The sequence below is a fragment of the Fictibacillus phosphorivorans genome (assembly GCF_001619875.1).
Taxonomy (GTDB): domain Bacteria; phylum Bacillota; class Bacilli; order Bacillales; family Fictibacillaceae; genus Fictibacillus; species Fictibacillus phosphorivorans_B.
Window position 1 is genome coordinate 1 of sequence record NZ_LRFC01000009.1, and the last position, 21,913, is coordinate 21,913.

The 21,913-nt window shown below is 39.3% G+C and carries 23 protein-coding genes and 3 tRNA genes; 22 read left to right on the plus strand and 4 right to left on the minus strand.

What is annotated here, in order from left to right:
* Window positions 1–3: 3 nt before the first annotated feature.
* From AWM68_RS07250 to rocF, 4 genes are all read left to right on the plus strand, one after another.
* Window positions 4–88: transfer RNA gene (locus AWM68_RS07250), tRNA-Tyr, on the plus strand.
* 45 nt (window positions 89–133) lie between these two features.
* Window positions 134–207 (plus strand) — tRNA-Gly (locus AWM68_RS07255).
* An 8-nt stretch (window positions 208–215) separates the two neighbouring features.
* Window positions 216–291 (plus strand) — tRNA-Ala (locus tag AWM68_RS07260).
* Window positions 292–918: 627 nt separating this feature from the next.
* Complete coding sequence (rocF, locus tag AWM68_RS07270) at window positions 919–1,818, plus strand: arginase (protein WP_066239292.1); 900 nt, start codon at window positions 919–921, stop codon at window positions 1,816–1,818.
* A gap of 31 nt (window positions 1,819–1,849) precedes the next feature.
* On the opposite strand, the gene AWM68_RS21010 is transcribed toward rocF, so the two are convergent.
* Window positions 1,850–2,020, minus strand: coding sequence for an aspartyl-phosphate phosphatase Spo0E family protein (locus AWM68_RS21010; protein ID WP_197468143.1), 171 nt, complete (start codon window positions 2,018–2,020; stop codon window positions 1,850–1,852).
* 200 nt (window positions 2,021–2,220) lie between these two features.
* On the opposite strand from AWM68_RS21010, the gene sigW reads away from it, so the two are divergent.
* From sigW to AWM68_RS07310, 8 genes are all read left to right on the plus strand, one after another.
* Complete coding sequence (gene sigW / locus AWM68_RS07275) at window positions 2,221–2,796, plus strand: RNA polymerase sigma factor SigW (protein WP_066239295.1); 576 nt, start codon at window positions 2,221–2,223, stop codon at window positions 2,794–2,796.
* 7 nt (window positions 2,797–2,803) lie between these two features.
* On the plus strand, window positions 2,804–3,502 hold the full coding sequence (locus tag AWM68_RS07280) for an anti-sigma factor family protein (protein WP_066239298.1): 699 nt from the start codon (window positions 2,804–2,806) through the stop codon (window positions 3,500–3,502).
* Window positions 3,503–3,861: 359 nt separating this feature from the next.
* On the plus strand, window positions 3,862–4,695 hold the full coding sequence (gene cdaA, locus AWM68_RS07285; RefSeq protein ID WP_066239304.1) for a diadenylate cyclase CdaA: 834 nt from the start codon (window positions 3,862–3,864) through the stop codon (window positions 4,693–4,695).
* Complete coding sequence (locus AWM68_RS07290; RefSeq protein ID WP_066239306.1) at window positions 4,679–5,962, plus strand: CdaR family protein; 1,284 nt, start codon at window positions 4,679–4,681, stop codon at window positions 5,960–5,962. Before cdaA ends, AWM68_RS07290 begins: the two co-directional genes overlap by 17 nt.
* 18 nt (window positions 5,963–5,980) lie before the next feature.
* Window positions 5,981–7,321, plus strand: coding sequence for a phosphoglucosamine mutase (glmM, locus tag AWM68_RS07295; RefSeq protein ID WP_066239309.1), 1,341 nt, complete (start codon window positions 5,981–5,983; stop codon window positions 7,319–7,321).
* 478 nt (window positions 7,322–7,799) lie between these two features.
* On the plus strand, window positions 7,800–9,602 hold the full coding sequence (gene glmS / locus AWM68_RS07300) for a glutamine--fructose-6-phosphate transaminase (isomerizing) (RefSeq protein ID WP_066239312.1): 1,803 nt from the start codon (window positions 7,800–7,802) through the stop codon (window positions 9,600–9,602).
* A gap of 169 nt (window positions 9,603–9,771) precedes the next feature.
* Window positions 9,772–10,200, plus strand: coding sequence for a MarR family winged helix-turn-helix transcriptional regulator (locus AWM68_RS07305; protein WP_231868393.1), 429 nt, complete (start codon window positions 9,772–9,774; stop codon window positions 10,198–10,200).
* Window positions 10,201–10,279: 79 nt separating this feature from the next.
* Window positions 10,280–11,533, plus strand: a complete 1,254-nt coding sequence (locus AWM68_RS07310; RefSeq protein WP_066239315.1) for a glycosyltransferase — start codon at window positions 10,280–10,282, stop codon at window positions 11,531–11,533.
* Between the two features lie 51 nt (window positions 11,534–11,584).
* On the opposite strand, the gene AWM68_RS07315 is transcribed toward AWM68_RS07310, so the two are convergent.
* A complete protein-coding gene (locus AWM68_RS07315) occupies window positions 11,585–11,914 on the minus strand; it encodes a DUF962 domain-containing protein (RefSeq protein ID WP_066239318.1) in 330 nt (109 codons plus the stop codon).
* Between the two features lie 158 nt (window positions 11,915–12,072).
* On the opposite strand from AWM68_RS07315, the gene AWM68_RS07320 reads away from it, so the two are divergent.
* The 6 genes from AWM68_RS07320 to AWM68_RS07345 all read left to right on the plus strand — a co-directional run bounded on the left by AWM68_RS07320 (window position 12,073) and on the right by AWM68_RS07345 (window position 15,913).
* On the plus strand, window positions 12,073–12,465 hold the full coding sequence (locus tag AWM68_RS07320) for a MerR family transcriptional regulator (RefSeq protein ID WP_231868389.1): 393 nt from the start codon (window positions 12,073–12,075) through the stop codon (window positions 12,463–12,465).
* The gene (locus tag AWM68_RS07325; RefSeq protein WP_066239324.1) at window positions 12,422–12,883 is read left to right on the plus strand and encodes an SRPBCC family protein; all 462 of its coding nucleotides are present in this window, start codon (window positions 12,422–12,424) and stop codon (window positions 12,881–12,883) included. Before AWM68_RS07320 ends, AWM68_RS07325 begins: the two co-directional genes overlap by 44 nt.
* Window positions 12,884–12,970: 87 nt before the next feature.
* Window positions 12,971–13,393 carry a pyridoxamine 5'-phosphate oxidase family protein gene (locus AWM68_RS07330; protein WP_066239329.1) on the plus strand — a complete coding sequence of 141 codons (423 nt, stop codon included), beginning with the start codon at window positions 12,971–12,973 and terminating at the stop codon, window positions 13,391–13,393.
* Between the two features lie 163 nt (window positions 13,394–13,556).
* Window positions 13,557–14,054 carry a hypothetical protein gene (locus tag AWM68_RS07335; RefSeq protein ID WP_066239332.1) on the plus strand — a complete coding sequence of 166 codons (498 nt, stop codon included), beginning with the start codon at window positions 13,557–13,559 and terminating at the stop codon, window positions 14,052–14,054.
* Between the two features lie 9 nt (window positions 14,055–14,063).
* Complete coding sequence (locus AWM68_RS07340; protein ID WP_066239335.1) at window positions 14,064–14,918, plus strand: ABC transporter permease subunit; 855 nt, start codon at window positions 14,064–14,066, stop codon at window positions 14,916–14,918.
* A complete protein-coding gene (locus AWM68_RS07345) occupies window positions 14,915–15,913 on the plus strand; it encodes an ABC transporter permease subunit (protein WP_066239338.1) in 999 nt (332 codons plus the stop codon). The genes AWM68_RS07340 and AWM68_RS07345 overlap by 4 nt, the downstream gene beginning before the upstream one ends.
* Window positions 15,914–15,952: 39 nt before the next feature.
* On the opposite strand, the gene AWM68_RS07350 is transcribed toward AWM68_RS07345, so the two are convergent.
* Complete coding sequence (locus AWM68_RS07350; protein WP_066239341.1) at window positions 15,953–16,126, minus strand: YjcZ family sporulation protein; 174 nt, start codon at window positions 16,124–16,126, stop codon at window positions 15,953–15,955.
* A gap of 135 nt (window positions 16,127–16,261) precedes the next feature.
* Between AWM68_RS07350 and AWM68_RS07355 the strand changes: the two genes are divergently transcribed.
* Both AWM68_RS07355 and AWM68_RS07360 read left to right on the plus strand, forming a co-directional pair.
* A complete protein-coding gene (locus AWM68_RS07355; RefSeq protein ID WP_231868394.1) occupies window positions 16,262–16,741 on the plus strand; it encodes a DinB family protein in 480 nt (159 codons plus the stop codon).
* Between the two features lie 232 nt (window positions 16,742–16,973).
* Window positions 16,974–17,843 (plus strand): metal-dependent hydrolase, encoded by an 870-nt coding sequence (locus AWM68_RS07360; protein WP_066239347.1) that lies wholly within the window; start codon window positions 16,974–16,976, stop codon window positions 17,841–17,843.
* A gap of 30 nt (window positions 17,844–17,873) precedes the next feature.
* On the opposite strand, the gene AWM68_RS07365 is transcribed toward AWM68_RS07360, so the two are convergent.
* Window positions 17,874–20,273, minus strand: a complete 2,400-nt coding sequence (locus AWM68_RS07365; protein ID WP_066239350.1) for a transglycosylase domain-containing protein — start codon at window positions 20,271–20,273, stop codon at window positions 17,874–17,876.
* A gap of 108 nt (window positions 20,274–20,381) precedes the next feature.
* Here AWM68_RS07365 and AWM68_RS07370 point away from each other — a divergent pair, with 108 nt between their 5' ends.
* Together AWM68_RS07370 and AWM68_RS07375 are read left to right on the plus strand one after the other, a co-directional pair.
* Window positions 20,382–20,684 carry a hypothetical protein gene (locus AWM68_RS07370; protein WP_156488334.1) on the plus strand — a complete coding sequence of 101 codons (303 nt, stop codon included), beginning with the start codon at window positions 20,382–20,384 and terminating at the stop codon, window positions 20,682–20,684.
* Between the two features lie 294 nt (window positions 20,685–20,978).
* Entirely contained in the window at window positions 20,979–21,896 is a 918-nt protein-coding gene (locus tag AWM68_RS07375) for a GNAT family N-acetyltransferase (protein WP_066239355.1), read from the plus strand.
* The last annotated feature ends 17 nt before the right edge of the window (window positions 21,897–21,913 follow it).

A 21,913-nucleotide genomic window follows, 5' to 3' on the forward strand; every position in this document is an offset into this window, starting at 1 on the left:
TGTGGAGGGGTAGCGAAGTGGCTAAACGCGGCGGACTGTAAATCCGCTCCCTCCGGGTTCGGCGGTTCGAATCCGTCCCCCTCCACCATCTTTGTTTAACTTTACATAAAGTTAGACGATAATATTTAAATATGCGGGTGTAGTTTAGTGGTAAAACAAGAGCCTTCCAAGCTCTGGTCGTGAGTTCGATTCTCATCACCCGCTCCATTAATTTCGGGGCTTTAGCTCAGCTGGGAGAGCGCCTGCCTTGCACGCAGGAGGTCAGCGGTTCGATCCCGCTAAGCTCCACCATACATACTTACATAACAATTGTTACTTCAGGCGATGCCTGAAGTTTTTTTATTTGCTGATTGAAATTGATGTGAAAAGAAAAAAAAACTGAGGAAATGAAAGTGGACAGTAAAAATGTCAGAGTGGACAATAAATCATCGAGAATGGACAGTAAATCATCAAAAGTGGACAGTAAACTCCATTGAGATGTCTATGCGCCTCCGGATACAAAAAAACGGCGCCCTTCATGGCGGCAATCTTTACGTTGGTTACGATAATCTGTCGGATTGATCACATAATCTGTCCGGTTCAACCCGTAATCTGTCCAATCTACAACTTAATTTGTCCGTTTAAGCCAATAATCTGTCCAATTCAGGATTCACGATACTCAAGTCACCCAAAAAGATGAATATTCCAAAAAGATTCTCTTCTAAAGACCAGATTCTCGTCTGGTCTTTTTCTTATTGTCTTATTTAAATAACTTAGAAATTCTCCAAACCTCATAAATATGTAAACAACTATCGAAAGCGCTTTCTTTTCGGTATATCTATGCATTTTTTTGTCCAGTTGAACCATGAAATCCCTTACAGCTACAATAGAGATAGTGATTCTTTAGTTTTAGTGTTTTTCATAAGGGAGGAAGAAGAAATGTTAAAAGACATTACAGTAATCGGAGTACCGATGGATTTAGGACAAATGCGTCGTGGTGTAGATATGGGGCCCAGCGCAATTCGATATGCAGGTGTTGTAGAACGCCTCGAAAACCTAGATTACCGTGTAGAAGATTTTGGTGATATAGAAATTGCTCGTCCAGAAAAACAAAATATTGAAAACGAAGGAAATCTTAAAAATCTTAACGGTGTAATTGAAGCGAGTGAAAAACTGTCACAAACGGTTTCTGATGTGATCACGAGTAACAAGTTCCCGCTCGTGTTAGGTGGAGATCACAGTATTGCGATCGGTACACTGGCTGGTGTATCTAAAAATTATAAGAATCTAGGTGTCATTTGGTACGATGCACACGGTGACTTAAATACAGCAGATACTTCTCCAAGTGGAAACATTCACGGAATGCCCCTTGCAGTGAGTCTTGGAATCGGGCATGAGCGACTTACGAATATCAGTGAGTATACGCCTAAAATCAAGCCCGAAAACATTGTTATTATTGGAGCTCGATCATTAGATGAAGGTGAAAGAGAACTGATTAAGGAAAAGGGAATTAAAGTATACACGATGCATGAAGTGGATCGTCTTGGCATGACAAAGGTTATGGAAGAAACGATCGAATACTTGTCGCACACAGATGGTGTTCATTTGAGTCTTGATCTGGATGGACTTGATCCTCATGACGCTCCTGGTGTTGGGACGCCTGTTCTTGGGGGAATCAGCTACAGAGAGAGTCACCTAGCGATGGAGATGCTCGCTGAAGCGGAGATTATTACTTCGGCAGAATTTGTAGAAGTCAATCCGATTCTAGACGAAAAGAATAAAACAGCGACTGTTGCTGTGGCGTTAATGGGTTCTTTATTCGGAGAAAAACTACTATAATAAAATAGAAAAAATAAAAACAGTTGCCTCTTTACGGATGCAACTGTTCTTTTTGATTTATGCGTTGATATTGGTTAAGCAGCTGATCAATTTCTTGTGAAAGTTCAACTACTTCTTCTGCAATCAATGGTAGGTGTTTTGAAAGTTCATTCATTTGCTGTCTGGAGTGTTCGATTTGTTCAATTAATGATTCTCTATGCATACAAACTACCCCTCTCTGTTTCAGCATAATATCTTATAAGATTAATATTCCCAGGTCGTATTTTTTTGAAACGCGATATTTAGAAAAAAATACCTTTTTATTTCGTCAAATTCTGCAACATGATAAAATAAAATAATATGAAAAGATTTGAAACTTATGGAATGCTGGTACGTAAATAAAATCCGAGTGGTGATAAAATAATGGACGCCTTAATAGCGAATATGGTGACCCAAGTTAAAAAAGGGGACCAGGAAGCGTTTGAAGGCATTGTGGACCTATTTAAAGATAAAATCTACCGGCATTGTTTCCGGATGGTCGGCAATGGACATGAAGCTGAAGATTTGGCACAAGAAACTTTTTTGCGAGCTTATCGTAATATTAGTAAGTACAATAACGAATATAAATTTTCAACTTGGATCTTTCGCATTGCTACTAATCTTTGTATCGACAGACTGAGGAAAAAGAAACCTGATTATTATTTGGATGCAGAAGTGCCAGGAACGGACGGAGCAAACATGTACAGTCAGCTTTCAACGGAAGAGCCGTTACCTGAAGAAGTTGTAACAGAGAATGAGCAATGGAACGAGCTCCAAGCAGAGATTATGAAGCTTCCTGAAAAATATCGGACAGCTATTCTTTTAAAATATGTAGATGACTTATCGTTAGAAGAAATCAGCCAGATTATGGACATACCAGTACCAACAGTTAAAACTCGTATACATCGAGGCCGGGAAGCGCTAAAGAAAGTATTTCAAATGGTTGTAAAAACGAGGTGAAGAAAAAATGCAATGTGAAGCTTCCGTATATGATGAATTAATGAACAAAATACTTGATGGTGAAGCAACGAGTGAAGAAGAACAGATCTTTCAGATTCATTTAACGCAATGTGCGTCTTGTAGAGAGGAATTCGAGCTACTGACAGAATCCTTGAAGGAACTGCAGCTGCAATCTCAAATAAAAGCCCCAGAAGGCTTTACAGAAGCTGTTATGGCTAAACTGCCTAAAGAGAAACAGCAAGTGAAATGGAAACGCTGGATGAAACATCATCCTGCACTGACGGCCGCAGCCATCTTTATGTTCTTTATGGCCGCATCTGTGTTCACTAGCTATAATCAGCAAGATCTAGCTGTTGTTAAGGGTGAAGGCAACCTACAAATCAAGAAATCCGAGGGTGTTGTCGTCGTTCCAGCTGGTGAAACGATAAAAGGCGATCTAGTCGTTGAAAACGCCGATGTTCGAATTGAAGGAAGAGTAGAAGGTGATGTGACTGTCATAAAAGGCAATCAGTATCTCGCTTCTGCAGGTGAAGTAACGGGCCACAGTCAGGAAATTGGTCAAGTGGTCGAATGGGTATGGTATAAGTTGAAGTCTCTGGTTAGTACAAATAAAGAAACAATGCATGATTATAATGAGAGCCGTCCCCATACGGCTTTTTTTATTGCACAAAAGTTTGAAATAAACACTATCATTCAACCATCATGAGAAAAACATGAGTAGGCCATGCTAAGTTTTCTTTACAATGAGGTATGCTATAATATATAAGTTAAATCTTTTTTGTTCGTTTTCAAAAAAATATTAATTTAAAGTGTTTTTGTAACGCGTTTTTCTTAAAGATTTTTGCTTTCAAATTTGTCTTCTATGATAGTTGATTGGAGTGCAGGGTGTGAGACTCCTGCGGGACAGGCGGGCAGGTGAGACACTTATACGTGAAACGTACGAATGTGGCTCACCGTCTGCCCCGCGGAAAGCGAGCACCCTTGAACGGAAATCAACCACTTTCATAATTTATAGATTTTAAATACTTCAACTTGGCAGAAAAAACCCGGGTTGGGAGGGAATTTATGTTACCAATCGCAGATTTTAATATATTTAATTACATCACACAAATCATTGATATTTTATTAGTGACCTATGTGATTTATAAGCTGATCATGTTGATTCGCGGAACAAAGGCGGTCCAACTCTTAAAAGGCATCAGTGTGATTATTGTTGTTTGGTTTCTAAGCAGTTCGTTCGATCTTCGTACGATGTCTTGGCTGATGGATAAAGTGATTACATACGGGTTACTCGCGATCATCATTATTTTCCAGCCTGAACTAAGACGTGCTTTAGAGCAGCTTGGACGCGGCAAGTTCTTTTCTCGCACAGGTCTCCCTGAAGAAGAAGAAACGGAAAAAGCCATTGCTGCTATTGTGAAGTCAACAAACTATATGTCAAAACGACGTATCGGAGCCATTATCTCGATCGAGAGGGAAACAGGTCTGAGTGAGTATGTCGAAACAGGCATTCCAATTAAAGCCCACCTCACTTCTGAGCTATTAACCAACATATTTGTGCCGAATACACCGCTTCATGATGGTGCTGTTATTATCAAACAGAGTCAAGTATACGCAGCAGGCTGTTATCTGCCGCTGACGGAAAGTCCGTTCGTATCGAAAGAACTAGGAACAAGACATAGAGCAGCATTAGGGATTAGTGAAGTAACAGATGCAGTAACCGTTATCGTTTCTGAGGAAACCGGTACGATTTCTCTTACAAAGAACGGAGAAATCTATCGAAATCTGGACGAAGAGTCTTTAAGAAATTTGTTAAATGCAGAATTGATTATCTCTAACAAGTCCACTTCCTCAAACCGCTGGAATTGGAGGGGAAAGAAAAATGGACAAACTCCTTAGTAGTTCATGGTTTGTAAAGATCATTGCTTTCCTCCTTGCACTTATGATGTATACGATCGTAACGATGGAAACGCAGGAAGAAGCAGCAAACCGTTCCATATTCTCAAAAATGTACACAGAAAGTGAGACCATTCAAGGCGTTCAGATCAGACCTTATTTTGATGACGATAAATACGTCTTAACTGATTTGCCTCCTTCAGTAGATCTTACGCTTACCGGTTCGAGCCGTTTAATCACGAAAGCGACAAAAGTGGATAAGGAATTCGAAGTATATATTGATCTGACAAATATGAAACCCGGGAACAAGCGGGTGAAAGTTCAAGTACAAGGTTTGCCCGAAGGTGTGAAAGCAAAGATTAATCCTGAATACGTCGATGTTATTCTTCATAATCGAGTAACAAAACAAATGAACGTCAATGTCGACTTAAAGAATACAAGAAAGCTGCCAGAAGGCTACACGGCAGGTGATATTGAGTTCTCACCAAAAACGGTGAACGTAACTGGTCCTGAAGGGATGATTAATCAGATCTCATTTATTACAGGATTTGTTGATGTGGGAGAAGCGGATGAGCCTATTCAAACGAAGGTACCTTTGCGAGCATATAATCAGCAAGGAGACATAATCGATGTACAGATTAATCCAGGTGTAGTAGATGTTTCTGTGCCGATTAATAAACCTAAGAAAACGGTACCGATCTCAATTGGTACAAAAGGTAATTTAGAAGAAGGACTAACCCTTCAATCCATTACTACTAATCCGAGTGAGATCACGTTGACAGGAACAACAAGTTCACTTGATAAATTTGATTCATTTAAAGAAATCTCTATTGATTTAAGCAAGATAAAAAAAGATACAACACTCACCGTTGATGTTCCCGTTCCAAATGGGATCGGTGCTGTGTCTATTAAAGAAGTAACGGTAACCATCGATGTGGAGAAAACGGAAGCAGAAACTGAAACGGAAGTGGATCAAGAGACGACAAGAACGTTTAATGATGTTCCACTAACCCTGCTCGGGGTCAATAACGAAAAGCAAGCAACCATTTTAAATCCGGCAGATGGTGTTGTAGATGTTACGGTAAAAGGCAAAAAGAGTGTGCTCGATTCACTTAAAAAGTCTGATCTGCAAGGAATTATAGATGTGAGTACGCTTGAACAAGGAACACATGAAGTGAAAATAGATTGGAAAAATCCTGGGGAAGTTGAGCTGTCAGGTACAGTTCAAGAAGCCAGCGTGGAAATTCAAACAGAGACTAGCAGTCAATAGTTGAAGGAGAGAGCAATAATGGGAAAATATTTTGGGACCGATGGAGTAAGAGGAGTTGCAAATACAGAGCTTACGCCTGAACTAGCATTTAAATTAGGCCGTTTTGGCGGTTATGTTTTAACAAAAGACACAGACAAACCGAAAATTTTAATCGGACGTGATACGCGAATTTCCGGTCAAATGCTGGAAGGTGCTCTCGTTGCTGGCCTTTTATCAATCGGTGCAGAAGTAATGCGATTAGGTGTGATCTCAACGCCTGGAGTTGCTTTCTTAACAAAAGCACTTGGCGCACAAGCTGGAGTTATGATCTCTGCGTCACATAATCCGGTTGCAGACAACGGTATTAAATTCTTTGGTGCTGACGGCTTCAAGCTGTTAGATGAGCAAGAAGCAGAAATCGAAGCTCTTTTAGATAAAGATACAGATGAACTCCCTCGTCCTGTAGGCGGTGACTTAGGATCTGTCAGCGATTATTTCGAAGGCGGACAGAAGTACATGCAATATTTAAAACAGACCATTCCTGGAGATTTTTCAGGTCTTCATATTGCGCTTGATTGTGCTCATGGTGCGACATCTTCTCATGCACCACACTTGTTTGCTGATCTTGAAGCGGACATCTCAACGATGGGAACAAGCCCAAATGGCTTAAATATTAACGAAGGTGTTGGAAGCACGCATCCAGAAAAGCTAGCTGAACTCGTAGAAGAAAAAGGGTGTGACATGGGGCTTGCTTTTGATGGAGACGGAGACCGTTTAATCGCAATCGACGAAAAAGGGAATATTGTCGATGGTGATCAGATCATGTTCATCTGTGCGAAGCATCTTAAAGAACAAGGTCGCCTAAAGCAGGATACAGTCGTATCAACGGTTATGAGTAACTTAGGATTCTATAAAGCGGTTGAAGCAAATAACATGCAATCTGCACAAACGGCTGTTGGTGACCGTTATGTCATGGAAGAAATGCGTAAGAACGACTTTAATCTTGGCGGTGAACAGTCTGGGCATATCATCTTCCTAGATTACACAACAACGGGTGATGGACTTCTTTCTGGGATTCAGCTTGCATCTATTTTAAAAGCTACAGGCAAACCGTTATCTGAACTTGCGGGTGAGATGACGAAATTCCCTCAGCTTCTAATCAATGTAAAAGTAGCTGATAAATCTAAATTAAATGGCAATGAAACGATTAATGCTGCGATCAACAAAGTAGAAACAGAACTTGAAGGAAATGGCCGTGTGCTTGTTCGTCCTTCTGGTACTGAGCCACTTGTACGTGTAATGGTTGAGGCTCCATCAGAAGAACTTTGCCAAAAGTATGCAGATGAGATCGTGAACGTTGTAAAAACAGAGCTTGTCTAAAAAAGAACTAAAAAGTCCCTCATAAAATAAAAAAGGGCACGAAACATATGCATATGCGGCTCACACAAAGGGCTGTTTATGCATATTTTTTTATTATGGAACTTTATGTTTCAAGTTTTTCTAAAATCGGGAAATAATAAGAATTGACGGTTTTGAAAAACCCGTGTATGATTATTTTTGTTTACTTCAAATAAAAGGAAGGGGTTTACAGTTAATCATTCATCCAAAGCGCCTGAACTGCTGATCGGAAAAAAGCAGTTGACGAGGAAGAGGTTCATCGATATTTCGGCGGATGCCTCTCGGAACATCACTTCCGTAAGCTTTTGTTCAAACCAGGTAAGGTGACTTCCTGTACAAAGACGAAAGCAAGTGAAACAAAATAAAAATAGAGAACATAGGTGGGGTTGTGAGCCCCGCTCACGGCCCCCTTATGAAAGCCGTCAGCAGAGTGTGATGGCTTTAAGGAGGACGTTTATTTATGTGTGGAATCGTTGGATATGTTGGAAATAATGATGCAAAAGAAATTCTATTGCGCGGATTAGAAAAATTAGAATACCGCGGATATGACTCAGCAGGAATTGCAGTACTAAACGACAGCGGCGTTCATGTATTCAAAGAAAAAGGCCGCATTGCAAATCTGCGTGAAAATGTTGATCTAGGTGTAGAAGCATCCGTTGGAATCGGACATACACGCTGGGCGACACACGGAGTTCCAAGCAAAGTGAATTCACATCCACACCAAAGTTCAACAGAGCGTTTTACACTTGTACACAACGGTGTAATCGAAAACTATGAACAGGTGAAGAAACAATACATTTCAGGTGTTGAACTGTTGTCTGAAACAGATACAGAAGTTATCGTTCAGCTTGTAGAATACTTTGTAAATCAAGGCATGGAAGTGGAAGAAGCATTCCGCCAAACATTGTCTGAGTTAAAAGGTTCTTATGCGATCGGATTAATTGACAACGAAAACCCTGAAACCATCTATGTTGGTAAAAACAAAAGTCCGTTATTGGTAGGTAAAGGAGAAGGCTTCAACGTTATTGCAAGTGATGCGATGGCAATGCTTTCTCAAACTGATCAATACGTTGAATTAATGGATAAAGAAATCGTAATCGTGACACGTGACAGCTATACGATCAAGACTCTTGAAGGTGAAGTGGTAGAACGTGCCCCTTACACAGCAGAACTTGATGCAAGCGACATCGAAAAAGGCACGTATCCTCATTTCATGTTAAAAGAAATTGACGAGCAGCCTTTCGTAATGCGTAACATCATCAATCAATACCAAAACGAAAACGGAGATCTTAAGCTTGATGATGATATCCGTGCTGCAATGAAAGACGCAGACCGCGTTTACATCATCGCTTGCGGAACGAGCTACCATGCTGGCCTTGTAGGTAAACAGCTGATCGAAAATATCGCGAACATTCCAGTAGAATCACACATCGCGAGTGAGTTTGTTTATAACATGCCGCTTTTATCTGAAAAGCCATTGTTCATCTTCATCTCACAATCTGGTGAGACTGCAGACAGCCGTGCCGTATTGGTTGAAGTTAAGAAGCTTGGTCATAAAGCATTAACGATCACAAACGTTCCGGGATCAACATTATCTCGTGAAGCAGACTACACGCTTAACCTGTATGCAGGTCCAGAGATCGCGGTAGCATCAACAAAAGCATACACTGCTCAAATCGCAGTACTTGCGATATTAGCTGTTGACTCTGCTCGTGCAAAAGGCATCGAGTTAGACTTCAATCCACTTCAAGAGCTTGCAATCGTTGCAAACGCGATGGAAGTGCTTTGTGATCAAAAAGAAGAGATGGAGAAGATTGCACGTGAGTTCTTAGCTGTAACGCGCAACGCATTCTTTATCGGTCGTGCTGCGGACTTCTATGTATGTTTAGAAGCTGCACTTAAATTAAAAGAAATCTCTTACATCCAAGCAGAAGGTTTTGCTGGAGGAGAATTGAAGCATGGTACGATCGCATTGATCGAAGACGGTACTCCAGTTATCGCACTTGCAACACAAGAACATGTAAACTTAAGCATCCGTGGTAACGTAAAAGAAGTAGCGGCACGTGGAGCGTACACTTGTGTAATCTCTATGGATGGACTGCAAGAAGAAGGCGATCGCGTCGTTCTTCCGAAAATCCACCCGTACTTGACTCCGCTAGTATCTGTTCTCCCAATGCAGCTGATCTCTTACTATGCAGCGCTTCACCGCGACTGTGACGTAGATAAGCCGCGTAACCTAGCTAAGTCAGTAACAGTTGAATAAAGATAGTACTAGACGAAAAAACCTGTAGAGATACAGGTTTTTTTGTTTGTAATAAGAAGGGTGTTAAAAAGGATAAATGAAATGTATTCTTGACAATATTCAATACCTATCATATAGTTAGTTTGTCAAACTAATATTATAGTAAGAGGTGAGATCTTTGTTGGATCAAATGTTAAGGGAGTTCATTATCACTCTCGATACATCTTTTAAGAAATTAGTAAAAGAAACGATTGAAACAGCGGGTGTTTCTAATTTAAGTGTTAATCAGATTCAATACATTCAAGCAATTGGTAAGCTTAAAAATCCAACGATTAGTGAGATTGCTGAGGAATTGAATATTACTAAGGCTTCCGCAACAACCGGAATAAATAAATTAGTGAGCTTAGGATATGCGAAGAAAAGTCAATCAACCCAAGATAAACGGATTTTCCACGTTACATTAACAGAGGCAAGCGAGACCTTTATTCGGCTAAATCAACAGGCATTGGAGGAATATGTTGCTTTTATTAGTCAATCGCTAACTTCAGAAGAATTAGATCAATTCAAGGAAACTTTAGAAAAGCTAATTAAAGAATTCTATCAAAGAAACTCTTTATAAATAACAGGTGCGAATATCCTGTTAAATATTAAAGTAAGTTAGTCTAACTAAATTATTTCAATAAGGAGGTTTAACTAAGATGAACATTTCATTATTGACCACGGGTACTAGAGGAGATACACAGCCATACATTGCACTTGGAAAAGAGTTAAAGAAGCTGGGACACGCAGTGAAAATTGCGGCGTTTGAAAATTACCAGGGATTAGTAGAGGACCATGGCTTGGACTTTCATCCCATTAAGGGTGACATCTCCAAGATAGTAGGTGAGATGTCCAAAAGCTCCATTGAGTCAGATAATCCTCTTAAGTTCTTTACAAGCTTCCGTAAGATGAAACCTTATATCAAGGATAAGCAGATGGGGATGCAGAGTGATTTATTTGATGCTTGTGAAGAAGCCGATGCAATAATCTATCATCCAGGTGCAGCAATCGGACAATTTGCCGGAGAGTACTTCGGTGTACCAACAGTTCTTGCGACGCCCTTCCCTATGGCGGCTACAAAAAATTACCCTGCACTCATTTTTTATCGTGTTAGATTGGGAAAAATGGCAAATCTTCTTACACATAAATTATTTGAAAAAGGATTTTGGTTAACGGTAAAGTCTCCGATCGGTGAGTTTTGGAAAGAAAGGTTCGGAATGCTACCAAAACATTTCAATAATCCTTATCTTAAAGAAACGACAAGGTTTCATACTTCGGTGATGTCGATGAGCCAGCACGTTTTTCCACAATCAAATGAAGAAACAAAGTGTCTGGGTTACTGGTTTTTGAAAGAAGATCTAACGGATTGGGAACCGCCAAAGGAACTTGTTAGTTTTATTGAAAGTGGAAAGCCACCTATTTACGTTGGCTTTGGAAGCATCTACGACGAGAACGCGAATGAAACGGCCAAATTGGTCGTGGAGGCATTACGAAAGACAGGACATAGAGGGATTCTAGGTATGGGATGGAATCGAGTAGATGATATCGAGGATTTCAAGGACATGTATTTTATTGACAATATTCCTCACACTTGGCTTTTTCAAAGAACAGCAGGGGTAATTCATCATGGAGGGGCTGGTACAACTGCGGCCACATACTATTCAGGAGTCCCGAGTGTTGTCGTTCCTCATGGAAACGATCAGTTTGCATGGGGAAAACGAACAGAGGAATTAGGGGTTGGCTCTGCACCAATTCCTAGAAAAGAGCTGACTGTTGAGAAATTAATGGATGGAATTCTTCGAATGCAACAAGAGTCTGTTGTGGAAAAAGCCCGAGAGTTAGGTAACAGGTTGCAAAAAGAAAACGGTGCTCGTGATACAGCCCTTTATATTCATACTTTCTTAAATAACTAGAGCCATAGCATCAACAAAACCCCATTTCAGTAAGAGAAATGGGGTTTTGTTTTATATAGAAGTCGTTTTTTCATACTTAGTAATCTCATTTCCAAGCTGACCGAATAAAATCAGCCGATACATACGAAAATCAGCACGTAATGACCAGAATGGATGCCCAAAGGTAGCGGGTTTGTTTCCTTCAATAAAAAAATGACTAAACCAAGCGATCCCGTATGCTACAACTGGTGCTGCCAACAAAAACCATGGACTTTTCCAAACGGCAAGTATGATGAAAACAAACACAAAAGAAGTGCCAATAAAATGCCAAGCTCTCGTGGAAGCTTTGCTGTGCTGAGATAGATAAAACGGCCAGAACTCTTCATAACTGTTAAACCCCATTGTTAATACCTCCTTTGTTCGTAATATTCTTCTGAATACAAGAAAAACCCTTTATTCAAAAAGGAATAAACATGATCTTGAGGAAGACTAATAGTTAGACAAAAAAAGATTGACCATGTGGTGCACAACACGGTTTATGATGGAATAGCAGGTGGTGAATGAAGATGTATCGAGTAAGTGAATTTTCGGAAATGACAGGGTTGAGTAAAGAAACGCTTAGGTATTATGCAGAAGTAAAGTTGCTTGAACCGGTTTATATTGATCCTAAAAATAAATATCGCTATTACGATAATGGTTCCTACTTAATTGCCATGATTCTAGTCAGTTTGAGAAAATTCAACTTCACCATTCAAGAGATGTTAACCGTCATTGAAGATGAATCGTTTGAAAACTTAGAGCACATTCTAAATCAAAAAAAGAAAGATATTCAAAATAAAATAAAGAACCTAAACAGCACGATAGATGAGATTGATCAGTTTCTAAAATGGGGAAAAGAGGGCGATGACAATGCTGACATGGAAAGAAGAGAAGACGATACCAGCAAATATTGAAAAAGTTTGGGAGCTATTTTCTGATGAGAACTTGCAAAGGATCATGCCGAACGTTGTGGAGCATACACCAATTGAGAAGAAAGAAGGTATTGTAGGTTCTACGTACAGACAGTCATATAAAGAGGGACGTAGGATAGAAACGTACATTGTTGAAACATTAGCGTACGAAAATACGGAGAATCAAAAACACTTAGCCATTGGTTTTAACTTAGCTAAAGCATTTGAAATCCAAACTATGTTTACTCTTATTAAAGTGGATGAATCTCAAACTCGCTTTATCTATGAAGGATCTAACAAGGGCATCAATTTTATAGGAAAAGTGATGCTGAAATTAGCAGGTGAAAAAAACAATAACAAAGTTGTGCAAGATTTTATGGATACTGTAGAAAGAGAAAGCCTAGTGAGTGCTACTGCTTAAATTTGATTGTAATGCATAACCTGATGTTTTATATTCCATCCTAAAAGGTAGATATTAAAGAGCCTAACTTTAAGGAGTGGATGACGATTGGATAAAGAACAAATGAAAAATAAAGTGTTTGAAGTGCTTGAAAAGAAGCAAACGGGAGTACTGGCAAGCGTTAAGAACAATAAGCCGCATTCTAGATATATGACTTTTTTTCACGATGACCTGACATTTTACACGCCAACGAGTATCGACACACATAAAGCCGATGAAGTTCAAGATAACCCGAATGTTCATGTGCTAGTCGGTTATGAAGGCGAAGGGTATAATGATCCATATCTAGAGATTGAGGGTACAGCTACCATTAGAGACGATCAACGGTTAAAAGAAAAGTTCTGGAATGATCAAATGAAACATTATTTTGACGGTCCAAATGATTCAAACTACATTCTACTTGAAATAAAGCCAAGTTTGATCAGACTTATGAATGCAGGAGAACATGAACCACAAATTTTGGAGTTATAAAAAAGTAGGCCTCTCTTTGAATAAAAGGGAGGCCTTTGTTCGTCTAATTGTAAAAGGACTGCCAAATACCAAACAATTTTCCTTTTATTGTAAAAAAACAGCGGGTTGATTATACTTTAATAAGACTGAATATTCTAGAATAATCAAACGAGGGGGAGTTTGAATGAAAAAGGTATGGGCTACGATTGGTCTTCTAGCACTTTTAATCGGCTGCTCTGAAAAGGAAATGGATAATGAACCTAAGTTTACAGTGAAAGAAGCCATTAAAAATAATGTAGTGATTCAAAATCTGTCTGATAAAGAACATGAAATTATGTCAGGGGAGACAAAAGCAGAACACCTTGTTCCCATGTTCGCTTTTTTAGACGATGTGAAAGCCAATAAAGAGAGTACACTGCAAATCACGGTTTTCCCAAAAAGCGGTGAGCCTACAACAAGCGAATTGCATTTCATCAGCGAAGATAAGACCGTTTTTACGAATAACAATAAAACATTCGCGATGCCTACTGGTGAAATTGAATGCATGAGTATCAGGGATTCAAACCGAAATTTTACAGTAGATGGATGCAACGGTGAATATAGTTCCGTGTTTGTTTTTCCATTTGGCTCAAGAGAATACAATCTAGCAAAAGTAGAGTACAAAAAGAAAAGTAAAAATTAGGGGGATGTTATGCCATACATAGTAAGAGATAGTATGCTCTCTTTGATTCTATCTGTAATTGGAATTATTCTGCTTGGCTCCGTTCCGTTCATGTTCACTGGAATGGCTTTTAATACGAGTGGTTATTTGGATGGATTAGCAGAATTGTTTAACACCATGATGAATCCTGGAGAGATCATGTATTTTACGAAGAGCGGTCAGTACCCGCTTTTCCCGAATATGTGGGGAATTTACAGTTATTCTTTAACAATCTTATTTTCTGCTTTTTTCATTGCTCTTATATTGGCACTTGTATTTGCTGTCATCATTTTTATGATGCCGTCTCGTGTGAAAGATAAAATACGCGTTTTTTCCTTTATTTTCGAATCGATACCAGATCTGTTAATCGCAATCAGCATGCAGTTCTTTATTATCTGGTTTTTTAAAAAGACAAATATTCTTTTGTTTCAGATTGTGTCACTTTATGATCAAAAAACGTATGCTGTTCCAATTTTTTGTTTAACCGTATTGCCGACATTTTTAATCTTAAGAATTTTGCTTCTTAATATGGAGGAAGAATTCGGAAAGCAATATATAGATACGGCGAAAAGTAAAGGGATCGGGGGATTCCGAATTCTATGGCGTCATGTCCTGCCGAATACGCTGCTCAGTGTATTTCACCAATCTCGTAATATCCTTTGGTTTATGCTGTCTAATCTACTAATGGTTGAATATCTGTTTAATATATATGGAATTACCACGCTAGTGAGGGAAATGGGAAGTCCCGCTATTTTTACGATCTCTATGCTATTACTGTTTGTACCGATGTTTCTATTTTTTACAGCTCTTAGAATGATTACATATAAGTGGGTGGGTGAAAAATGATTAAAATGATATGGAGACAGCCTTTCTTTTTAGCAGGTTTTCTATTTGTCTTTTCATTGCTCGCCTTTAGTCTGTATCACCACTTTGTGATGGGAAATGCAATCTATGAAAATCAAATTATCTATGAGGGCATTAAACCTATTGATAAAGCGCCTTTTGAGCCATCACGTGAGTATTGGTTCGGCAGCGATCGAATGGGAGCAGACTTGTTCTATCAAATTATATCAGGTGCAAAATACACGTTGGGTATTGCTTTCGTTGCTAGTTTTCTAAGGATTATTCTTTCATATGTTGGCGGAATCTTATTATTGAGTGCGGGAAAAGCCCTTCCGTTCATAAAGGGATTGGGACAATCTTTTTATTATATACCTTCAGCTCTCCTTATCTTTGTGATCGTCTGGCCAATCATCGCTTCAGACCAGTTCACGTTTTGGGAGAAAGTATACTTTGAACTTCTGTTAATCGTAATGATTGCTGTGCCGAATACGGCGATCTTAATAAAAGAAGAAATTAATCTGATTCAGCGTGAAGAATTTATAACCAGTGCTAAATTGATGGGAGGCGGCAAATTCCGTATTTTGTTTAAGCATGTTATGCCACATTTGTGGCCGAAGCTTGTACTTATGTATCTGCAGCAGGTCATTGCCGTTTTGCTTTTACTTGCGCATCTTGGCATATTAGGTTTGTTTTTTGGCGGTACGGTCTATAGGGAGTATGGACCAGAATTTGAGATACCTGTATCGGTTTCTAACGAGTGGTCTGGCCTTTTAGGAGGCTATTATTATCAAATGCGACTTGCGCCATGGCTTGTGTTTTTTCCAGTTATGAGTTTTGCTGCGGTAATCATGGCATTTAATTTCATGGCTGAGGGGATTAAGCGAGCGTCAGATCGACTTCCTAGTGGAAAAAAGATGTTAAAGAACGAAGAAAGACAAGTTAAACATGAGGAAAAGAATCTCTCTTTTGTTTTGTTGAATGAGCGAAAAACAAGTTAAATAATACGGCAAGAGCAGCAGCTCTTGCCGTATCAGATACTATCTCAACGTCGCACCGATGATGATGAGAAGGATAAATAGCACAACAATTAAAGCGAAAACTCCGCCACCGCCGTAACCGCCATAGCCATAACCACCATAACCACATGGAGAGCATCCATAACCATATCCTGGGTAACCCCAGTTACGTTGTTGCTGTCTCTTTCCAAACATGCTGTCAGTCCTCCTTCTTTCTTGTGCCTTATGCTTTCAACATAGTGTATGTCCCAGGCAGAGGAGTGACATGGACATAATCCTAGTAAAAACGAAAAAGTTTTTTACTTAAAGGAGGACAAACCATTGAACGATGTGCTCATGGAATATAGAAGTTTTGCAAACTGGATGGATAAGTTGAAAGAAGTACCAGAAGAAATTTGGCTTCATCCCATTAAGGATGACAAGTGGTCAATTGGTGAAATGCTTGCTCATATTAAAGCATGGGATATCTTTGTATGGGATGAAAGGTTCTCGTATTTTGTAGATGGATCAAGCCTGCCGCCCCAAAAGGTTGATGTAGAAGAGATTAACAGAAATGCTGCAAATGATGCAAAGTCAGGCATTTCTAAGACAGAACTCATTGATGAAGTGATTGAATGCCGCCTTGTTCTCTCTAAAAAGCTTGAAGAGATGCAAAGAGAGATTTGGGAAAAGAAAATCCAAATGGGGAACAGTGAAATTACACTATGCGAATATATCAAAGGTATGGTGGAACATGATCAGCACCATAAGATTCAAATTGAAAATTTTCTTATTTCTAAAGGGATTAAGCTTATTGATCAGGTCGTGTAAACCTTTAGGAAATAACGTCGAATTTCCCCGGAAATTATCTTAGGAAATAATGGTAAGTATTTAAGAGCTTCTACCAAGACAGAAGCTCTTTTTTTCGTTAACATAAAAGGAGGTTGTTTTTTAGAATCTTTGATGTTTTTAAATGGCTTAATTTCCGTTCCAGGCTATTCGTTTTTTCCGCTAGGCAACCTTTCTTTGAAGACATCCTAATAATAAGAATTAAAGAGGACATATGGATACAGTTACTCATACATTATTTGGTTTAACATTATATGGTGCTGCTAATAAAATGAATATGGACAAGTCTTATAAACGTGCTTTGTTATTTACAACGGTTGTTGGGAGTCAGATTCCCGACATTGATGTTGTAGTTAACCTGACTGAAACGGGACGGATCATGCAGCAGATGTGGCATAGAGGATTAACACACTCTTTTTTCCTAATTCCTGTTTGGGGCATGATTATCTACCTGCTAAGCAGACTGTTATTTAAAGTAAAAGATCGAAGGATTTTTTACTGGGCTATACTAGCCGTGTTTATTCATGATACAAGTGATCTGTTCAACACATGGGGAACGGGATACATTGAACCTTTCTCCAGTTACCGTGTAACGTTTGGTACGATCTCGATCGTTGATTTTGTTTTCTGGTTTCTAATGCTTGCTGGATTTATCGTTTCTCGGAAAAAAGAAGCAGACAGTCGCTACAAAGTGTTCAGAGTGGTATGGCTTCTAATGATTGCTCACGTTGCTGTTCAATCACTTCAAGGTTATGTCATCTATAATGAAGCAAAAAATAAATACGAAGACGTCGCTTTAGCAGCAGGTTTTGTTCCTACTCAGTTTCAAGTGATCGGAAAAAAAGGCAATGAAGTTGAAATTGTAAAGGATAGTATTTTTATTAAACCGCAATTAGAACATCGCTTAGTTTCAAATGACGAAGCGGACTTAGAACCGCTTTTTGAAGAAAATCCTCGGGCCAAGACACTCTACGAATGGTCACCGTTTGTGGTAGTCGTTGAGGAAGAAGGGAAACTAGGCATTTACGATCCAAGATTCTATCGAAATGGAGAATCCTTTTTGTATGAGTTCATAGAAAAGTAACCCGCTATTAAAGACGGGTTACTTTTTCGTTTATTCTGTTGTCTGTGTAATTGTCGTTCCTGCTGTCCCGGCCTCTGTCCCAGTTGTCTCCCCTTCTGGTGGAGGATCTGTTGCAGGTGGTTCAGTAGGCGGCGGTTCAGTAGGTGGTGGCTCCGTTGGCGGCGGAGGCTCCGTTGGAGGATCCTTTGGTTCAGGATCTGTTCCTGTTCCTGGCTCATCCTGTGGCGGCGGTGGTGGATCTGGTTTATCATCTTTTGGCTTTGCAGGAGGCGGCTCCGGCTTTTTCTCTTCATTCTTCTTTTTCACTTCTTCTTGCTTTTTATCGTTTTTCTTTTCTTCATTTTGTTTCTTATCTTTTTCTTTGCCGTTATCTTTTGTTTTCGTTTCATGTTTCTTAGGTGCTTTTTTCGGTTTAGGTGGTGCTGTCATTTCTTTAAGTGATGTACCTTTAACGATAAGCTCTTTTACAATGTTAGAACCATTTTCGCTTTTCGTGATATATCCCGTATCTTTATTGATATAAACTTCCTCAACAGACTTTGGCTTTGTGAATCCAGCTGTCTTCTTATCTTTAGATACTTCTGAAACAATGGATTTAAAGATATATTTTGCAATCTTTTGATCTTCTGGTGTTAAATACGTTTCTGAAGTGGTTTTGTCATAGCCAGTCCAAACGGCTGCAGTGTAATTTGTTGTATAGCCCGCAAACCAAGAATCACTAGATCCTTTTTCATTATTAATTCCTTCTGGCAAGTTTGTCGTTCCTGTTTTTCCTGCTACTTCTAAACCAGGGATGGCAGCTAGTGTTCCCGTCCCGCGTGTAACAGCATCTTTTAACATATCGGTAATCATGTATGCTGTGTAATCATGCATAGCTGCGACAGGTTTAGATTCGTACTTTGCTTCATAGCCGTCAGGATACGTTACTTTGCGCAGAGTCGTTGGTTTATGGTAAATTCCTTGGTTGCCAAATGCGGTATAAGCTCCTGCTAGTTCCAGAGGGGAGGGGCCATTCCCAAACCCGCCGATTGCATATGCTGGATAAGCTTGTTTAATCGGAATACCTAACTGCTTAGCAAATTTTACGGCATCCTCAGAACCGACCTCCATAAAGGTTTTTATCGCAGGGATGTTGTAAGACTTTACAAGTGCTTCACGCATGGAAACATCACCATGAAACTCATCGTCCCAGTTTCCTGCTTCCCACCCATCAATCTCTAATTCTTCGTCTTTTAACTGTTTATACGTTGACCATTTAAACTTTTCAATGGCAGGTCCATAATCCAATATTGGTTTTATAGTTGATCCCGGCTGGCGTTTTGTATCTGTGGCATAATTGAATCCTTTTTCAACGTTTTGATCGCCGCTTGTTCGATTTCCGCCTAAAGCACGGATTACGCCAGTCTTTGTGTCTAAAAGAGCAACCCCAGCCTTAAACTTCTCGCTTGGGTATTTTACAAATTCTTCAGTGGATAATACTTGTTCGGTATGTTTTTGTGCTTTCGGATCAAGGGTAGTATAGATTTTTAACCCGCCTTCATAGATGGCTCGTTCTGAAATCCCTTTTTCCTTTAGCTCTTTTATAACTTGCTGAATAAAAGCTTCATACTTTAATCGCTGCGTTTTTTCTTTTGCTAGTGAATCGGTGACAGGAGTGCTTACGGCTTCTTCTTTTTGTTGTTTTGTTATTGCCCCATTTTTGTACATCAGCTGCAAGACGGTATTGCGCCTTTCTTCGGCAACTTTAGGGTGTAGAAAAGGATCATAGCTGCTCGGACGTTGAGGCAGTCCGGCGAGAAGTGCTGCTTCAGCTGGGGTCAGATCTTTTAAAGATTTATTAAAATAGGTCTTAGATGCTGTCGCAACACCATAAGCTCCGCTGCCAAAGTAAATCTTGTTTAAATACATCTCCAGAATTTCATCCTTTGAGTACTTGCGTTCGAGTTGAATGGCGAGATATGCTTCTTGTACTTTTCGTTCGATCGTTTTATCAGAAGATAATACACTGTTTTTAACGACTTGTTGGGTAATCGTGCTGGCACCTTCTGCACCAAAACCATCTTGAACATTAGCTACAGCAGCTCCGACAATTCGTTTCATATCAATTCCCATGTGCTCTTTAAATCGAACATCTTCTGTTGAAATGAAAGCTTGTTGAACCAGTTCTGGAATATCATTGATCTTTGCGTATTCCCTTCGTTCGGACCCGGTTACATACGTAATAAATTCGTCATTCATGTCATAAATCATGGATGATTTCGGATCTTGCAAGTCTTCCTCTGTCAGTTTCGGAGTACCGTTTACGTATGCGTAAATCATGGCGCCACCGAATGTTACGCTGGATAAGAAAAAAATGATAGTTATAATAGCGGTTCGCCGAATCCAAAGCGAGCGTTTCTTTTTCTGACGAAGCTCTGTTCTTTTCGCCACGGTCCTCTTCCTTTCTTTAGGGTACTATCCTTGATTTACCCAATACTTGCATAAATAAAACAGTTTATAAAATGATAGGAGGGGAATCGGATAGTGAGAGGTGATCTTATGAAAACACAGACAAAAGAGAGAGCGCAGATTATTTATTCCATGTTGGAACAAATTCAGCAAAACCATCATGTAAGTGAAGAACAAATGAATAAGTTAACTGAAGTTGCCCAACTATTAAAAGAAGATGTAGAAATAGGCAAGAAGACATCGGGAGTATTAGATGATCTCACCGAATTTGGAGAAAAAGCTTTGCAATTATCATCTGAACAGCAATTGAATGACTTTATTCAACAAGAAGAACAAAAAATAGAAGAATATTACGATCATTTTAAGATGCTGTTTAACGAAAACCAATCATAAAAGAGCAAAAAACTGATTCAAGAGGTACGTAATGTCCTTTTGTAATCAGTTTTTTTTGGGGATGAGGTATTTCACGTGCTGTGAGCGAAACCTGTTCATTTATGAGCGAAGCTTGGCCAGTTATGAGCGCTACTGTGTTATTGAGCGAATGTGTAAGAAAAATAAGAACACGTACCGTAAAAGCAGCTCAAAATTTTGTCGAACGAAACTGTTGGTCAATTTTGGATTTTTTTAATAAAATTTAATAAAACGACCAGTCGTTTTTAAAAAAGTGATAGTTGAGGAGTGATCATTGTGTTAGTTATCAAACGTTTTAGTGAGTTGTCATTTAATGAAGCCATCTCATTATGGAATACATCTTGGCAGCATTATTTTTCTGATATGACGATGGATCTTAATCGCTTTTTGCAAAAGGTAGCGGGAGAGGGCATTTCTTTAGAAAAATCGGTTGTTGCAGTTTACGATGGTAAACCTGCAGGTTTCGTACTAAACAGCTTCCGAACGATCAATGGAAAACGTTATGTGTGGAATGGCGGCACAGCGATCGCTCCTGATTTTAGAGGCATGGGAATTGGCAAAAAGTTAATTTCGGTGTGCCTCAATATATATGCTGAAGAAAATGTGGATATAGCTAGGCTTGAAGCAATTAAACAAAATGAAGCAGCGATTAAGCTGTATAAGAAAATGGGCTATCAAACGTTTGAAGAATTAATCTTTCTGCAGCATGAAGGGGCACTTACAACCCTAAAGGCAAAAAGTACGGATATACATGTAAGAGAGGCAAGTATACAGGAGATTCAAGAGTTACCTTTCTATCGACCTGTTTCAGCATGGCAAACGCAGTTTCCTAGTCTAAAAGACTTTACCTGTTTGCTGGCAGTTAAAGATAATAATTCGTTAGGTTACGCCGTATATAAAAAAGGATTTAATGAAAATGGAGAGCTTGCAGGAATTGTCCTATATCAGTTTGAAACAGATTCGCAGTATCAAAAAGAACAAGAAGTTGTTGCTTCTCTTATACAAAAGTCATTCGCTCCATTAGATGCATCTGTAAAAAGAATGACCATGAACATACCAAAAAAAGATAACTCATTAAACCGTTTGTTAACAGAATTAGGATTTACAACTTTAGTAGAACAAGTGCATATGGAACGTGCTATAGAAGTAAAGTTGGATTCTGAAGGTGTGAAAACTTTTTCCGGAATAGACTGAAAACTCTGTTATACTTA

Excerpts from the sequence above, each read along its gene's own strand:
- rocF (WP_066239292.1), top strand. The coding sequence starts at position 919 with ATGTTAAAAGACATTACAGTAATCGGAGTACCGATGGATTTAGGACAA.
- AWM68_RS21010 (WP_197468143.1), bottom strand. The coding sequence starts at position 2,020 with ATGCATAGAGAATCATTAATTGAACAAATCGAACACTCCAGACAGCAA.
- sigW (WP_066239295.1), top strand. The coding sequence starts at position 2,221 with ATGGACGCCTTAATAGCGAATATGGTGACCCAAGTTAAAAAAGGGGAC.
- AWM68_RS07280 (WP_066239298.1), top strand. The coding sequence starts at position 2,804 with ATGCAATGTGAAGCTTCCGTATATGATGAATTAATGAACAAAATACTT.
- cdaA (WP_066239304.1), top strand. The coding sequence starts at position 3,862 with ATGTTACCAATCGCAGATTTTAATATATTTAATTACATCACACAAATC.
- AWM68_RS07290 (WP_066239306.1), top strand. The coding sequence starts at position 4,679 with ATGGACAAACTCCTTAGTAGTTCATGGTTTGTAAAGATCATTGCTTTC.
- glmM (WP_066239309.1), top strand. The coding sequence starts at position 5,981 with ATGGGAAAATATTTTGGGACCGATGGAGTAAGAGGAGTTGCAAATACA.
- glmS (WP_066239312.1), top strand. The coding sequence starts at position 7,800 with ATGTGTGGAATCGTTGGATATGTTGGAAATAATGATGCAAAAGAAATT.
- AWM68_RS07305 (WP_231868393.1), top strand. The coding sequence starts at position 9,772 with ATGTTAAGGGAGTTCATTATCACTCTCGATACATCTTTTAAGAAATTA.
- AWM68_RS07310 (WP_066239315.1), top strand. The coding sequence starts at position 10,280 with ATGAACATTTCATTATTGACCACGGGTACTAGAGGAGATACACAGCCA.
- AWM68_RS07315 (WP_066239318.1), bottom strand. The coding sequence starts at position 11,914 with ATGGGGTTTAACAGTTATGAAGAGTTCTGGCCGTTTTATCTATCTCAG.
- AWM68_RS07320 (WP_231868389.1), top strand. The coding sequence starts at position 12,073 with ATGAAGATGTATCGAGTAAGTGAATTTTCGGAAATGACAGGGTTGAGT.
- AWM68_RS07325 (WP_066239324.1), top strand. The coding sequence starts at position 12,422 with ATGCTGACATGGAAAGAAGAGAAGACGATACCAGCAAATATTGAAAAA.
- AWM68_RS07335 (WP_066239332.1), top strand. The coding sequence starts at position 13,557 with ATGAAAAAGGTATGGGCTACGATTGGTCTTCTAGCACTTTTAATCGGC.
- AWM68_RS07340 (WP_066239335.1), top strand. The coding sequence starts at position 14,064 with ATGCCATACATAGTAAGAGATAGTATGCTCTCTTTGATTCTATCTGTA.
- AWM68_RS07345 (WP_066239338.1), top strand. The coding sequence starts at position 14,915 with ATGATTAAAATGATATGGAGACAGCCTTTCTTTTTAGCAGGTTTTCTA.
- AWM68_RS07350 (WP_066239341.1), bottom strand. The coding sequence starts at position 16,126 with ATGTTTGGAAAGAGACAGCAACAACGTAACTGGGGTTACCCAGGATAT.
- AWM68_RS07360 (WP_066239347.1), top strand. The coding sequence starts at position 16,974 with ATGGATACAGTTACTCATACATTATTTGGTTTAACATTATATGGTGCT.
- AWM68_RS07370 (WP_156488334.1), top strand. The coding sequence starts at position 20,382 with ATGAAAACACAGACAAAAGAGAGAGCGCAGATTATTTATTCCATGTTG.